This window comes from Kitasatospora sp. NPDC028055, assembly GCF_040637885.1.
Taxonomy (GTDB): Bacteria; Actinomycetota; Actinomycetes; order Streptomycetales; family Streptomycetaceae; genus Kitasatospora.
This window is the reverse complement of record NZ_JBEZXE010000002.1, coordinates 185,856-200,341: the sequence shown is the minus strand read 5'-3', so window position 1 is coordinate 200,341 and position 14,486 is coordinate 185,856. Positions and strand designations below refer to the sequence as shown.

Genomic DNA, 14,486 nt, shown 5'->3' with positions numbered 1-14,486 from the left:
TCGTCACTCCGGTCGGGGGTCGTAGGTCGGTGCCGGCGTCAGAGAGGCGTAGTCGATGCCGTCGTCCAGCATCACGTCCGAGGTGCCCGTTCCGGGCACGACCGTGAGCGGCGGGTGATCGTTGACAGGAGGAGTGGATCGCTTGAGATCGTCGGTCTGCGCCCTGCCGCGGGTGTCGTCACGGAACCGCCGCTTGCGGTCCTTCGCCCAGGTCTCCGGCGCGTCCATGCGGTTTTGCAACTCGATCAGCGCTGCGGCGACGGCTTCCTGATCGGTGGCGGCCTGGCCCCGGACGGCGAGGAGCCGCTTGGCCTCGCGAAGGGTGATGTCGGTGAACGGCTGGTGCTCGAACTGGGCCTTCGTCCACCGCAGAACGTGCCAGCGCCCATCGGAGGGATGCCGGAAGTAGGCGTGGAGGAGATTGCGCGGATCGTAGCGGACGGGCCAGAGACCATCGTGGTCCTCCGACTTGGCCCCGCGGAACTGGTAGAGGACGTCGGCGTTGTAGACGAGGTGGTTGAGCTCGATGCCGTGCGGGTGGATCTTGCGGCGCTCGATGGGCAGCAGCTCGAAGTAGAGGTCCGGATCGCGGGGGACGTCGATATAGCCCGCCGCTCCGAGTGCCATTTCGTATGCCTCATTGGGGCTGATGCGAAGGTCGGGGAAGCCGTTGAGGTGGAGCCCGCGGTGGTGCTGGCGCTGGTAGACGGTGACCACGTACTCCGCGAAGAACTCGGTGATCTCATCGACGGTCCAGCGAGCCTGGGCCTCGGCGGTACGGCCGCGGTGGGCAACCGCGAACGACTTGTATCCGGCGACGTGTTCAGAGAACTGGGTGCGAATGGTTCCGAAGAGGCGTTCCACCTGAGGCTTGTCGGTGGGCTTGAGCTTGCGGGCGTCCTGGATGTTGATCTTCCAGCGCAGGCAGGCGTCCCGGACGATCTTCGACTGGTACGGCTTCCCGTGGTCGAACATCAGGGTCTCGGGATAGACCACCGGCCGCGCGGCGGCGTGCGTGAGACGGTCGTCCACGCTCGCCATGCGGTCGAAGGGGAGGCGGAGCATCTGGAACCTCAGAGCGTCCGCCCACCCTTGGCGCATGGGCTCTGGAGTCATCACGTCTGCGAGGACCAGGCCGATGTCGATCGCTTTGGTGCCTTCGGGGGTGAGGCGCCAGGCGAGGATCGAGCGGGTCGCCACGTCGATGGCGACGGTCACCTCGACGCGCATCGTGGTCTTCGTCTCAGGGTCGTAGCTGAGAACGTCCAACGGCGTGCTGTCCAGCATCACGATCTCGCCAGGCCTCGTGGCGAGGACGGTACCGAAAGTGCGGTCAGGCTGGTTGGCGGCGGACGCGCGCCGGTAGGCCGGCGCTGTCATGTCGTTTCCGAGCAGGATGGCGACCGCCCGGCGGAAGGTGTGTTTCAGGGGCAGCACGACGACGCCTTCGCCATAACTATCGTTCAGGCGGTTCTGGCACCGACGGTGGAACCGGCCGCCGATGGTGGCGGTTGAGTCCATCTGCTCGGCGGCAGCCTGGTCGATGATGGCTTGGATGACCCGCGGGTCAAGGTTCTTGAGAGAGTTGCGGACTCTGGCCTGCCGCTTGTCGACCAAGCCCCAGAGCCCCTGGCTCTGACGCTGTTCCCAGAGCTTGAAGATCCACCGGCGTGTTCGCCCGAGTTCTTCGGCCTTGGCCTGGACCCGTTCGGTCACCGGAAGCTCAGGCCGGTAGGCGTCGCGGGGCTCGTGGGGGAGCGCGTCGAGCGCGCTCCCGGACCGGTAGCCGGTCATCGCCTCCAGCAGATGCGCCTCCAGTTCGAGAGCGGCGTCGCGCACGGCAGGGGCCAAACCAGAGAGGGCGCCGACCACATCACGCTCGTCCTCGTCGTGCACGCCGTTGACCTTGGGGGGTTCGATGCCGGCGCGGAAGGTGGCGTCGTTCAGGATCTCCGTCAGCATGATTGCCTGGAGGCGTCCGGTCTCGGACCGAAGGCGGACGGTCGTTCCGCTGATGCCGACGACCTGGTGGCGTTCATCCTCGAACTCGATCCAGTCTTCGACTGCGATCCGGTGCGACTGCGGCACTAGTTCCCCGCCTTGGTGTCGGCTGCCTTGACCAGGGTGGTGTCCCGCAGCGGCTTGGTGATGTCGAACGTCAACTGGCCAGTCCACATGAGGTGGTAGACCACAGAGCGGGCCAGCTCCGGGAACGACTGGAAGGACGCCAGGTCGCCTATCGCGACCGGCCTGGCGGCTACGGCCAGCATCGGTTCCACAAGCTCCGTGCCGGCCCGCAGGGGCCTGCGGTAACCGGCAAGCCAGTCCACCGTCGCCCACGTCAGCGAATCCGGTTCGGAGACCATCTCGTAGTCCCAGCCGAGGTCTTCGCACACCACCGCGGTGCGGTCGCGCTGGCGGACCACCATCAGGTCGCCGGAGAACCTGACGGCCTTGACGTCGATGATCTTCACCGAGCCGTCGGTCCGGCGCACGAACAGGTCAGGCACGTGCTCCCACCGGCCGTCTGAGTCCGCCCCGTGAAGCCGGAACGGCTGACTGGCCAGCACCGCCGTGTCCGCTGCGAAGTCGGTGAGCTTCAACCACTTCGCCTCCAGCCAGGACTCGTACGCCACCATACGGTCACAGGAAGCCGCCCAGTACAGCCCCGGCGTATGGCGCTGCCCCGCATAGCTGGGGATCTCCCGGACCGGCAGGCAGTCCTCGAACCGGACACCGCCGACACGCCCAGCCGCAGCGACCTTCTCGGTTCCATCCGGCTCGACGAACTGCACCACCGTGCCGCTCGCCGCAGGATGCAGGACCCTCAACCGTGACCCAGCCCCCACATCCATCCCCTTCCCAACCCGCTGGTTCACCAGCCGACAGCCGCAGCGACAAGCCGCGGAACATCCCTGCGGTTCGGCGCGAGGACCGTCTTCGCCGCCCCGCTGCGGACTAGCCGATCCGCCCAACTCCTCAGCCGCCCGGCCGCATCCTGAGGATCGTGACCGGTCAGCAGGCTCCCCGCCGTCCGCAGGACGAACGCGGCTTCGAGAGCCGATGCCGGCGGCGAACCCACTCGGCCACGAACCTCACCAGCCACGCTACACAGCCACGCGCCAGGGCCGCGGCCCGACGACGGCATCCCCAGGTCCTCCAGCTCGGCGGCCGTCGCCGCCTCCCGAACCAACTCGGTGACGAGCCGCACCCCGGCGAACCACTGACGTGGACTCACCTCATCACCCAGCGCCCGCACTGGCCTGCCGGCGAACGCCTCCAGTAGCGGACGCTGCCAGACCACCAAGATGTCGCCGACCACCGTCACCGGAAGATCCGACAACCTGGCCTCGCACCGCCCCATCGCCGATCCCGCCAGCACGTTGCCGCACACCCCCGGATCGAGCGCCCCTTCGCGCACCGGAAGCATCCCGAGCTGTGCCCGACCAGACTGGACACGACGCCCGCAACCGGCGCACTCATCGACCAGCAGACACCGGTGCACCGGACAGACCGCAGCAGCAGACAGCCGCCACCACAACCGCGACACCGGAACGTCGGCGACGCAGAGCGGACACACCCGCCCCCCGTAGACGCTCACCCACTGATCGGCCTGCCATTCGCGAAGCCGCGACACCGTCAGCTTCCCGACCGGGGCACCGACGACGGCGACGTTCGCGAGCTGCATCCCCGTGAACCGCCCGGCCGGAATCCCTGTGCATGCCTCCAGCCGCTCGGCCGCCTCCAGCGACAGGCAGACGCCGAATCCCACCGGCCTCACCTGGCGCACCCCGCTCAGGTCCAGCCCGAGCGCCCGCGCGAAGAAGCCGGGCGCAACCCCGATGCGGTACGCGGCCCTCCATAGCCACGAATCGAATGCCTCCTCCGGGCATGGAACGGCAACGGCCGGAAGCCTCCTCCTGGCGCCGGACGACCGCATGCCTTCCCCTCCGATCCGAGCGCGGGGCACCCGGGCGGCACCCTCTGACCAGGTCTGACCCCAAACACGCTACCGAACAAATGTACGAATAGCAGGGGTTCTCAGAGACTCGCCAGCCCGCAGAGTAAAGGGGATACTCCGGGCCAGATACGCCAAACCGGCGATGCTAGGACAACTCGGCATCAAACCGCCGTAATCTACCGCCATGGGGAACACGAGCGCTCGAACGGCGAACAACCGCCGCAACACCGTCGCTGTCGTCATCACCACGCGCGGCGGCGAACGCTACCTGCTCCACCGCAAGCACACACCCGATGCTCTGGACCCGCGGTGGTCACTGTTCTGGGACACTCAGCGCCCCGACGAGCTGCCCTTCCATACCGCAGACCGACTCATCGCCCGGCCTAGCCTCAGCTCAGTTCACACCGAAGACCTCCAGGAAGCCTTCCAGATCACCGGCATCCCAGGTCTCCCCGCCATCGTCTTCACCGCCACCTGGCAGGACCAGCCCCAGCCCCCGCTTGTCCCCGGCGTCTTCGTCTCCGACTTCTTCTCCGCCGACGAACTCCCGAACATCCCCCTCGACCCGGCCACCGCACTCATCCTGACCGAATACCTCAAAGGCCCCACCCACTGGAACGCCGAACAGATCCAGAACGCCGCCGTCGCCCACGCCAGCACCCCACCAGCCGAGCCCGAGCCACCCGCACTGACCCCCGTAATTCCCACCTTCGCGGACCTGGGCCCCCGATCGGAAAGCCGGCTGCGACGGCTCCTCACCACCATGCCGCAGCCCTTCGCCTCCGCCGCAGACGACACTGAGCCCACCGCAGCACCCACCGGCGTAGCGATCATCGTCTGCGACAACGCCGGTCACGTTCTCGCCCACCACTACGCCGCAGCCATCGGTCGCTCCCTTGAACGCTGGCTGATCCCTTACACCCTCATCGCTGACGGCGAAGGGCCTGAGGACGCTGCCATGCGCGCTGTCTTCGATGGCAGCAAAATCGTCATCACTGACAACATCCTTGACTACCTCTTCACCCACACGGACCCCGACGACCCCGACAAGGTCACCGCGATCTTCGCCGCCCACTGGAACGGCAACCCCGCCACGCTGAACCTTGAGGGCGTTACGAACAGCATCACGATGGCACCAGGGGACCTCTTGAGGTGCCCTATGCCGCGGCACCTCAAGTCCGCCCTCCGTCGCTACCGGATCGGTATCGACCGGTGGAACCAGCTCCGCCGCGTCGTCTAGGGGCCGTCGGTGTCGCCGCGGCACCCATCTCGGTACTGCTCGGTGTTCTCCAGCGGGACGCGGTACGCCGCGTTCCACTGGCGCTTCTCACGTTCGATCAGGTCGTTGCTGGTGAGGAGGAACGGCGTCTTCACGGGGCGCTCAGCACTCACTCAGCGTCGAAACGCTGACTCCTGGTGAGGAAATTGCGTGGGCCCCGTCCGGCGCCACTCTCGACGTGACGCGGCCCACGCGCCGACAGGAACAAAGGGCGATAAGCACTCCGCTGTGGCTGATCCGGGACAGCCGCCCCGATGTGGATTGAAGTGCCGAAGTCCCCCGCCTGAGCAGGGGACTTTGGCACTTCAACCCACATCGATCACGGCCCGACGACTAGCTTCGCGAGGCTGTCGATCTGCCGTTGGAGGTCAGAGAGCCGCTTCCTTAGGTCGTCGTCCGCGACCGCGATCAGGTCATCGGGGTCGATGATCTCCAGATTCTTGGCCGTAGCGTTCAGCGCGCGCTGGAACCTGGCACGCTGTTCTCGGGTGAGCACGTCCGGATCGTCCGACACCGCCGTGCTGACCAGGCCCTGGACGGCTTCGAAGGCCGCCGCCACCGCTTCCGGAGGTGACGCCGCATCGGTCGCAATCGCCAGGTGATCAGCCGCCTGCTTCTTGATCCCGTCAGGCAAATCGATCAGCTGGCCTGTCGACGTCTTGGCGCTTCCCTCCTCCGCGGCTCGACGGACGTACTCGATCTGGGTGGCCTTGCGTTCGTCGGCCGCCACTGAGGCCAGAGCTTCCTTTGCTCGGGCTGCTGTCTTCGGGTCGGCCATGATCGCGGCCCGTAGCGCGGTGGGGTTCTCGGCGATGACCAGGGCCATCGTCGGCCTGATGCCTTCTGCGGCGGCTTGGTCAGCGATCGCTTGCTGGCGGTCTTCCGAACTTCCACTGGTGGACCGTGACCGGTAGTAGAGCGGCCAGTCGTCTGCGTCAGGCAGCTCCAGCGGCTCGTGGCCGGGGTAGAGCTTGTCCGGCCCGAGTGCTACGACGCCCGCCTCGGCTGCGGCCTCCCAGGCGCGGTAGTACCGCAACACGCGCTTGGCGGTGGTGTTGGCACGGCGGGCAAACTCGCTCGCCGAGATTTTTGTTGAAGTTTCAGCGTTTCGATCGAAACGCTGATCGGTCCGTCGGTCCCCACCGTTCCCTCGCCCGATCTCCACCTGGCAGGCCACGAAGAACCCTAGCCACCAGCCTCCGGCCCTATCGAGGGCCGCCCACGCCTGGATGTCCCGGTCGCGTTGCTCCTCGGTGTAGCCGGTGATCCCGTCCTCGGCGAGAAGGCGCCTCACCTCCGAGCGCATCGTGTCCATCTCCGCGCGCATGCGCGGGTTGCCCTCGTGCGGGTGCGGAATCTGGAGCAGTTGAAGGAGGTGGGCTAAAGATCACACCTTTCAGCAGGTAGCGAGTGATCGTCATGAACAACGGGGCAAACGTTGCCTGACGCGGCACTAAGCTCCCGCCCTGCGGATCCGGGCGCCGGAGTGACCCGTTCGCATCATCCGAGTGAGGGACCGGGGCCATGACAATCGCCGCCGGGAGCAGCGGGGATACAGGGCAGACCCCTGCCCGTTCCCGCCCTCCCGGAGGAAGCGTTGCGAAGAACCCGAGCTCTGGTAGTCCTGATCACCCTGGTCCTCTCCCTCGCGGCGCCGCCCGCCGTCGCTCGGGAGGCCGGCGTCCCCCCGGCGAGCCCGTCCGCCGCGTCGGCGGAGGTGCTCACCCAGATCATCGGTGATCCCGTGGCCGTGCCCAAGAGCGATGACCACCCGCTCTACGAGGCGAACGTGACCTGCCCGGCCGGCCAGTACGCCACCGGGGGTGGTCCGAAGGTCTCGCCCGCCCACAACCCGCTGTCGTTGATCAGCTCCTACCCCCGCGGCAACGGCTGGGTCGTCACGGTGGACGGCCAATCTGACGTCGACGCGACCCTGTGGGCGACGGTGATCTGTTCCACGGAGCCGCACACCCAGTTCTCCAACGGGCCCGCCACGGTTGCGCCGCGGAGCGAGGGCGGCCTCACGGCGACCTGCCCGGCCGGCCAGTACGCCACCGGCGGCGGCGGCTACGTGGACCTCTGGAGCAACATCGACGTCTACGAGTCCTTCGCAGACGGGAACGACCTGAACAACAGCTGGATCTACTACATCAACAACACGTCGGGAAGGTCCCTGCAGTTGTGGCCCTTCGTGATCTGCTCGACCTCGCCGCACCACCACTACTGGGGCGCCGGCGCCAAACTCCCCTTCTCCCACGGGACCGCTGGCGATTTGCTGGCCTGCCCGTCCGGTACGGTCACCGGCGGAGGCGCGCTCGCCATCGGAACGGCGATCTTCGAGTCCAGTTTCTGGGGCAACGGCTAGCTGTCCCAGGCCGTGAACACCACGGGGGACCATCCGGAAGTGCGCGTGAACGTGGTCTGCAAGGACTGAACCGAGCGGACCGGCGCGGAGTGGAGGTCGGCAGGTCCGACTTCCACTCCGCCGGGCTTCAACGGCCGCCATCCGCCAGCGGCTTGACCCAGCTGCTCCACTGCAGCTGGGGCTGGTAGCCAGCGGCCTGCCAGATGCGGTGGCCGAGGGCGTTGTCGTCCAGCACCATCGCGCCAGCCGCCGAGCGCGGCGAAGCACTCCTCGGCGGCGGCCAGCAGGGCGGCGCCGATGCCTCGGCGGCGGTGGTCGGGATCAACGGCGAGGCGGTACAGATGGCACCGCCAGCCGTCCCAGCCGGCGATGACGGTGCCAAGCGGGGTGCCCGGGTCGTCTGTCGGGGCGGCGACGAGCAGGCAGTCCAGGGCCCGGGCGAGCAGTGCCGCCACGCCCGCCTCGTCGTCGGTGATGCTGGGGATTCGGCGCAGGGTCTCCCGACTTACCGCGGTGACGACCTTGCGTGTGACCAGGTGCTCGGCGAGCTTGGCCAGGCTCCGGGTGGAGAACGCGGCGATACCCCAGTCTGCTAGTACCAACGCCGTTCAGTTAAGCGTGGGGCCCGTGTGTGAAGGCCGGTGGGCAAAGCAGCGGAGCTCCCGTAGAAGAGGTCTGTCCTCCAAGACATCCTCACCACGGGAGCTCCGCTGTTGGAACAGGCTGCCATAACGCGGACGGTCAAGGTAGCCGCCGGGGCGTTCGCGCCAGGTCATATCGGCGAGTTGACGCGGATCGTGCCGTTCGAAATGGTCGATGAGGTACTGGCCGGGACGAAGACGGTCCAGCAGCGGGTCAGGCTGGTGCCGGCCCGGGTCACCGTCTATTTGCTGCTCGCTGGAGCGTTGTTCGCCGGGCTGGGCTACCGGCAGGTCTTCGACCGGATGTGCGCCGGTCTGGCGGACCTGGCACCCGCCAGGCCCGGCGGCAGCGCGTTGCGGCAGGCCCGCCAGCGTCTGGGGGCCGCGCCGATGAAGGCATTGTTCGACCTGGTCCGCGGCCCGGTGGCCACGACCGCGTCGGCGGCGCGGTGGCGTGGTCTGCTGGTCGTGGCGGTCGACGGGACGCTACTGCCGGTGCCGGACAGCCCGGCAAATCTTGTGGTCTTCACCAAGCAACGGTGCAACAACGGCTCCGGGGGCTATCCGCAGTTGCGGCTGCTCGCACTCGTGGCCTGCGGGACGAGGGCGGTGATCGGGGCCGTGTTCGGCCCGGCCACCACCGGCGAGCTGGAGTACGCGGGCCGGCTCACGGGTGACCTGCGGGCCGGGATGCTGCTGCTGGGTGACCGGCACTTCGCCGCCGCCGATCTTATGAACCGTCTGGCCGCCACCGGCGCCGACCTGCTGGTGCGGTGCAAGTCCGCCCGCAGACTGCCGCCGGTGGCCCACTGCCGGGACGGGTCGTTCCTGGCCCGGCTCGGCGCGCTGACCGTACGGGTCATCGACGCCGAGATCAGCATCGTCACCGCTCGGGGGACCCGCACCGGGCACTACCGGCTGCTGACCGCCCTGACCGATCCGTCAGTGCACCCGGCCGCCGAACTCGTCCGGCTGTACCACGAACGCTGGGAGATCGAGACGGCCTACGCGGAGCTGAAATCCACGGTCCTGGGCGGACGGGTCCTGCGCGCCCGCACCCCGGCCGGGGTCGAGCAGGAGGTCTGGGCGCTGCTGGTCGCCTACCAGGCGCTGCGGACCGCGATGACGGACGCGACCGACAGCGTCCCGGGCACCGACCCGGACCGGGCCGGCTTCACCGTCGCGCTGTCCGCCGCCCGCGACCAGCTCGTCCAGGCTGCGGGTGTCATCGCCGACACCGTGATCGACCTGGTAGGAGTCATCGGCCGCAACGTCCTGGCCCAGCTCCTGCCCCGACGACGGGTCCGCACCAAAGACCGCATCGTCAAACGCGCGATCTCCAAGTACAACGCACGCGGACCCGCCATCGACCGGGCCACCTACAAAGCCACCATCAGCATCACCATGCTCACGACCGACCCTTGACACGACCCACACCGCCCTAACTGAACGGCGTTGGCTCTAGAACCCCTTCCTGGCGGTGGACGTTGCCCCTACGGTGGCGCCGTGACGATCACCAGCACGTCGTACCAACTCATCGCCGTCTCGGGCGCCGGCGCGCCGCCCTGGGTCTCCTACACCGGCCTCGTCGTCAGCGTCGTGGTGGCCGCGGGCACAATCACGATGCACCTGCGCACCCACTGGCGCGACCAGCGCAAGGACGGTGAGGAGTATGCGGCGAAGGTCTCCGCCTGGACCGGCCCGGACACCGGGGAAGGCCCCCGGAACCTCTACCGCTACGACTCGATCGTGGTTCGAAACGGTGCGGACCAGCCGGTGTTCAACGTGGTGGCGGTCCTGCAAGGTGCGGAACCCGGCGAAATACCCGGTGAGACCGACGTGGTGAACATAGTGATCGGCTTGATCCCGCCCGGGGAGTCGGTGGACAAGAAGATCAGCATCGCCGTACCGCAGGAGATCGTCCAGCGGCCGGTCACCATCTGGTTCCAGGATGTTCGGGGACGCCGGTGGGAGCGGGACGAAGCCGGACAGCTTCGTCGGCGGGAGCGCGTGAAGGGCACCGCCCTTGAGCCCCGCACCCGGCGCAACGACGACGGATCGATCGGACCCGCCACGCCTGAACCCGGGGCCGCGAGGCGCCTGCTGGGCAGGTTGGAGCTGCTGCTCAAGAGGTCCTGACCGGCCCGACGTCAACGCTGGTTGCCGAAACGATCTGTGGGCGGGCGGCTTCGGGGGTACGGTCCCGTGCACACGGGTTCAAGGCGTGCACGGGATGGGGACCAGCATGGCACCTCCGGAGGGAATCAGCATCGGCCAGCGGATCGCGGCCTACGAGGATGTGAGGGGTTTGAGCCATCGGCAGCTCGCTGACCGCGCCCACGTCTCGTACAGCCTGCTCACGAAGGTGGTGTCGGGGCATAAGCCGGCGACGCCGGAGTTCGTCGCAGCGGTCGCACGGGCTCTGGGAGTTGAGCTGGGCGACCTCCAGCCGCTCTCGTACAGTGACGGCATGGCCGATGACCCGCTGGTCCCGATGATGGGGCCGATCCGTTCGACGCTCGATCTGTACGACCTGCCGCCGCAGGAGGACGTCCGGCCGCGGCCTCTTCCGGCGCTCCGCGCGGCGGTGCGGAAGGTGAACGCGCTGGCCCAGGCCGCGAAGTACAAGCCGATGGTGGCGATGCTGCCGGGTCTGCTGGTCGAGCTGCACACGGCCGCGCACGAGTTCACCGGCGAACAGCAGCGCCAGGCGTGGGGCCTGCTGGCGGAGGCGTACCGGTGCGGGCACTCGGTCGGGATCGCGATCGGCCTGAACGACCTGTCCGCGACGGCGCTGGCCCGGATGGACTGGGCCGCCCAGCGGGCCGGTGACCGTGCGCCCGCACTGCGAGCCGCCCGCGAGTACCTGCGCGTCACCGCCTATCTGCGCGTCGGTGACCTGGAAGCCTGCCGGCGTCTCCAGGAGTCCGGCCGCGGCCACCTGGAGGGCACCGACGCCAAGACGCCGAGCGCGCTCGTCACCGCGGGTCAGCTCCACCTCGGCTCGGCCGTGGTCGCCGCCCGCTCCCGGCAGACGGACGTGATGAAGCACCACCTGGACGAGGCCCAGAAGGTCGCCGCCAAGACCGGCGAACAGCCTGACCTGTCGCTGCACTTCGGACCCACGAACGTCGCCGTGCACCGGGTGATGACGCTGGTGGAGGCTGGCGAGCACGACCAGGCAGTGGATGCCGCCAAGGGCCTGCGGTTCCCGGCCGGGTGGGCGCCGACCAGGATCGGGCACCACCACATCGACCTGGCCCGCGCCTACCGGTGGATGGCCAAGCCGGATGCCGCGCTCGACCAGCTCGACGCCGCGTACGCGGTCGCGCCCGAGCAGGTCTCCCGGCACCCTCTCGCCCGCGAGACTGTGACGGCACTGTCACGCTCCGCTAGTCGCCGTAGCGTGCGCCTGTCAACCTGGATCACGCGAACGGGCGTCTGACGATCTTTCACTTCTGGTGAAATTCAGGGCCTTCCGTCAGCGGCATCGTGGTGTTCAGGCCCCGAGAGGCAACGCCCCGGGGCATGAGCCCGGTCCGGACCGCACGCAGGTTCGGACCGGTGCTTCCACCACACCGCTGATCTCCCTGGAGCCTGTGATGGCCGCTACCCGCCGCCCGCCGCACCCCGTCCCGACGCCGCCCGGGCCGCGCAGATCCGCCGGGGACCGCCTGCGGCGGACCGCTCTGGCCACCGCGGCGGCCGGCTGGGCCGACTTCCACCCGGCCGCCGACCCCCGGATGCTTCCGGCCTCGTGAGCACGGCGACCGCCCCGGCGACCGCCACCGAGAAGCCGACCGTCGCCCACCTGCCCTACCGGCCCGAATCGGCTTCGGCGGCCCGGCGCCTGGTGCGCGACAAGCTGGCCGAGTGGGGCATGGACGAGCTGATCGACGACGCCCAGCTGATCGCCTCCGAGCTGGCGGGCAACGCCGCCAAGACCGGCTGCCTGCTTCGGATGACGGTCGAGATCACCAGGATCACCGCCACGGCGGTGCGGATCGAGGTCACGGACGGCAGCCGGATCACACCGGTCCTGATGGACGCCGGCCGGGACTCCGAGGGCGGGCGCGGCCTGGCCCTCGTGCACCAGCTCACCAAAGGCCAGTGGGGAGTCACCCTGGGCACGCTCGGCAAGACGGTGCACGCGGACCTTCGGATGCGGGGTGCGGCATGACCGGCCAGCACTGCGGACACCACCGCGACCGCGTCCACGACGCCCTCAAGACCCTCCTCGTGCTCGGGCACCTCACCGTGTTTGGCCTGCTCGGCATCACCGTGCACCACCAGGAGGCCAACCACAGCGCGTTCACGGCCATCACCCCGGACAGCGACCCGCCCGAGATCACCTGAGCCCCCGACCGCCCGGAGACTCCCGTGTCCGGGCGGGCGGTCCCAGGGAGCGCTCGCCGCCGGCGCCGGCTGGCGCCTCCTTGCACTTGCCTCGGCATCACACACCACGGACCGAGAGGGATGAGATGACCACGAGCCGGCGTCTAGGTGCCGGGCGGACCGGGACGGGTGTCGGTCCAGTGCGGGGTCGACACCGGATCACTCATCAAGGCTGCACAACTGCGTTGCTCCTCATGTGATTTGTCCCAACCATCAACCCCGAGGGCTACTGTGCCTAAGCTTCCCCCCATGACCACTGATAGTGACCATGAAGTCACTCGCACGGAACAGCTCAGCAAAGACCTCGTCGCCGGCCTTCGCGCCATGGACGCGATCCGCACCGACGCCGTCGCCGCAGCGTTCCGCGCCGTGCCGCGCCACCTCTTCGCCCCCGAGGTGCCACCGGAGACGGCCTACACCAATCAGCCCATCGTGACGAAGCGGGACGAACGCGGGATCGCGATCAGCACCGTCTCGGCGCCGCGCATCCAGGCGTTCATGCTGGAGCAGGCCGACCTCCGCTCTGGCATGAGGGTGCTGGAGATCGGATCTGGCGGCGTGAACGCGGCCTACATCGCGGAGATGGTCGGTGACACCGGTCAGGTCACCACGATCGACATCGACCGCGACGTGACCGAGCGGGCCACGCGCCTCCTCGAAGCCACCGGCTACGACCGTGTCCACGTTGTCCTGGCCGATGGCGAGTTCGGTGTCCCCGAGCACGCTCCCTACGATCGGATCATCGTGACGGTCGGGGCATGGGACATCCCGCCGGCTTGGACGGACCAGCTCACCGAGAACGGCCGCATCGTCGTCCCGATCCGCACCCGCGGCCTCGGCCGGTCGGTGGCCTTCCAGCGCGAAGGCGAGCGCCTGGTCAGCACGTCGATCGAGCGGTCCGGCTTCGTCGCCATGCAGGGCGCCGGTGCCTTCGGCGAAGAACTGGTCTACCTGCACGACGACACCGTGGCCCTACGCGTGGATGACGGGCAAAAGGCCGACAGCAAGCTCCTCGCGCAGGCCCTCCAGCAGCCAAGGGAAGAAGTCTGGACGGGCGTCTCGGTCGGCGATCAGGAGCCGTTCGACGATCTCGACCTGTACCTCGCCACCACCCTTCCGGGCTTCTGCTTGCTGATGGCCCACGAGTCTGCCGTCGAGGCCGGGATCGTCCAGGCGCGGCCTCTGGGAAGCTCGGCGGTCTTCTCCGGCGGTGCCTTCGCGTACGTCGTCCTTCGTCAGCTCGACTCCGACAGCTATGAGTTCGGCGTCTTCGGTCACGGACCGGGAGCCGGACTCCTCGTGCGGCAGGTCGCCGATCAGGTCGCGGCCTGGGACAGCAAGCACCGCGGTGGGCCCGGCCCGGTCATCACCGCCTACCCCGCCGCGACGCCCGACGACCAGTTGCCCGGCGCGCTGGTCATCGACAAGAAGCACCGCCGGATCACCGTCTCCTGGCCCTAACGGGCCAGGTCGCAAGGAACGTCACGACACAAGGGAAGGGGAAACGACATGGCTGACACGGTCACGGACAGCGTCACCCAGTTCGACCTGGACATCACGGTGGTGAGCAACAACGACGTCTACGGCGCTCTCATGAGCAACACCGACGACGGCTGCGGCTCCACCTGCCCGGCCTGCGCCAGCGGCGCCGGCGGCGGTAAGGGCGGCAGCGGCGGCAGTGGTGGGAGCGGTGGCAAGGGCGGCAAGGGCGGCAAGGGCCGTTTCATCGCCGCCTGACCGGTACCGCGCAGTCAGGCTGGCCCGGCGCCCGAAAGGCGCCGGGCCAGCCCCGTCTCCGTTATGAGGTGGAGCTTGTTTACGTACGTCAACGCAGCTCTCGTCCGT

Annotated in this window: 15 protein-coding genes and 2 pseudogenes; 11 read left to right on the top strand and 6 right to left on the bottom strand. The window is 68.5% G+C overall.

The features are described from left to right. Positions 1-3 precede the first annotated feature (3 nt). The 3 genes from AB0F71_RS04815 to AB0F71_RS04805 all read right to left on the bottom strand — a co-directional run bounded on the left by AB0F71_RS04815 (position 4) and on the right by AB0F71_RS04805 (position 3,940). Positions 4-2,088, bottom strand: coding sequence for a Mu transposase C-terminal domain-containing protein (locus tag AB0F71_RS04815; protein ID WP_360228186.1), 2,085 nt, complete (start codon positions 2,086-2,088; stop codon positions 4-6). After that, positions 2,088-2,798 carry a TnsA-like heteromeric transposase endonuclease subunit gene (locus tag AB0F71_RS04810; RefSeq protein ID WP_360228184.1) on the bottom strand — a complete coding sequence of 237 codons (711 nt, stop codon included), beginning with the start codon at positions 2,796-2,798 and terminating at the stop codon, positions 2,088-2,090. Before AB0F71_RS04810 ends, AB0F71_RS04815 begins: the two co-directional genes overlap by 1 nt. A gap of 77 nt (positions 2,799-2,875) precedes the next feature. Further along, a complete protein-coding gene (locus AB0F71_RS04805) occupies positions 2,876-3,940 on the bottom strand; it encodes a TniQ family protein (RefSeq protein WP_360228181.1) in 1,065 nt (354 codons plus the stop codon). Between the two features lie 205 nt (positions 3,941-4,145). Here AB0F71_RS04805 and AB0F71_RS04800 point away from each other — a divergent pair, with 205 nt between their 5' ends. Next, positions 4,146-5,201 carry an NUDIX hydrolase gene (locus tag AB0F71_RS04800; protein ID WP_360228178.1) on the top strand — a complete coding sequence of 352 codons (1,056 nt, stop codon included), beginning with the start codon at positions 4,146-4,148 and terminating at the stop codon, positions 5,199-5,201. Here the strand turns inward: AB0F71_RS04800 and AB0F71_RS04795 are convergent. Both AB0F71_RS04795 and AB0F71_RS04790 read right to left on the bottom strand, forming a co-directional pair. Then, entirely contained in the window at positions 5,198-5,335 is a 138-nt protein-coding gene (locus AB0F71_RS04795) for a hypothetical protein (RefSeq protein ID WP_360228175.1), read from the bottom strand. The two genes, AB0F71_RS04800 and AB0F71_RS04795, sit on opposite strands and share 4 nt — an antisense overlap. Positions 5,336-5,559: 224 nt before the next feature. Beyond that, positions 5,560-6,567: a hypothetical protein gene (locus AB0F71_RS04790; RefSeq protein WP_360228172.1), complete on the bottom strand. Its 1,008-nt coding sequence runs from the start codon at positions 6,565-6,567 to the stop codon at positions 5,560-5,562. 270 nt (positions 6,568-6,837) lie between these two features. Here AB0F71_RS04790 and AB0F71_RS04785 point away from each other — a divergent pair, with 270 nt between their 5' ends. Then, complete coding sequence (locus tag AB0F71_RS04785) at positions 6,838-7,605, top strand: hypothetical protein (RefSeq protein WP_360228169.1); 768 nt, start codon at positions 6,838-6,840, stop codon at positions 7,603-7,605. A gap of 127 nt (positions 7,606-7,732) precedes the next feature. Here the strand turns inward: AB0F71_RS04785 and AB0F71_RS04780 are convergent. Next, positions 7,733-8,141, bottom strand: a pseudogene (locus tag AB0F71_RS04780) (GNAT family N-acetyltransferase). Positions 8,142-8,318: 177 nt separating this feature from the next. On the opposite strand from AB0F71_RS04780, the gene AB0F71_RS04775 reads away from it, so the two are divergent. From AB0F71_RS04775 to AB0F71_RS04735, 9 genes and pseudogenes are all read left to right on the top strand, one after another. After that, positions 8,319-9,671, top strand: a complete 1,353-nt coding sequence (locus tag AB0F71_RS04775; RefSeq protein ID WP_360228166.1) for an IS4 family transposase — start codon at positions 8,319-8,321, stop codon at positions 9,669-9,671. A gap of 81 nt (positions 9,672-9,752) precedes the next feature. After that, positions 9,753-10,385: a hypothetical protein gene (locus tag AB0F71_RS04770; RefSeq protein ID WP_360228163.1), complete on the top strand. Its 633-nt coding sequence runs from the start codon at positions 9,753-9,755 to the stop codon at positions 10,383-10,385. 94 nt (positions 10,386-10,479) lie between these two features. Beyond that, a pseudogene (locus tag AB0F71_RS04765) lies at positions 10,480-10,680 on the top strand (helix-turn-helix transcriptional regulator); the annotation flags it as partial. 36 nt (positions 10,681-10,716) lie between these two features. Further along, a complete protein-coding gene (locus AB0F71_RS04760) occupies positions 10,717-11,691 on the top strand; it encodes a transcriptional regulator (RefSeq protein WP_360228994.1) in 975 nt (324 codons plus the stop codon). A gap of 157 nt (positions 11,692-11,848) precedes the next feature. After that, entirely contained in the window at positions 11,849-12,007 is a 159-nt protein-coding gene (locus tag AB0F71_RS04755) for a hypothetical protein (protein WP_360228160.1), read from the top strand. Beyond that, positions 12,004-12,426: an ATP-binding protein gene (locus AB0F71_RS04750; protein WP_360228157.1), complete on the top strand. Its 423-nt coding sequence runs from the start codon at positions 12,004-12,006 to the stop codon at positions 12,424-12,426. The genes AB0F71_RS04755 and AB0F71_RS04750 overlap by 4 nt, the downstream gene beginning before the upstream one ends. Continuing rightward, the gene (locus tag AB0F71_RS04745) at positions 12,423-12,602 is read left to right on the top strand and encodes a hypothetical protein (RefSeq protein ID WP_360228154.1); all 180 of its coding nucleotides are present in this window, start codon (positions 12,423-12,425) and stop codon (positions 12,600-12,602) included. Before AB0F71_RS04750 ends, AB0F71_RS04745 begins: the two co-directional genes overlap by 4 nt. 288 nt (positions 12,603-12,890) lie before the next feature. Next, positions 12,891-14,102, top strand: a complete 1,212-nt coding sequence (fxlM, locus tag AB0F71_RS04740) for a methyltransferase, FxLD system (RefSeq protein WP_360228151.1) — start codon at positions 12,891-12,893, stop codon at positions 14,100-14,102. Between the two features lie 48 nt (positions 14,103-14,150). Beyond that, a complete protein-coding gene (locus AB0F71_RS04735) occupies positions 14,151-14,378 on the top strand; it encodes an FxLD family lanthipeptide (protein ID WP_360228148.1) in 228 nt (75 codons plus the stop codon). Positions 14,379-14,486: the final 108 nt, after the last annotated feature.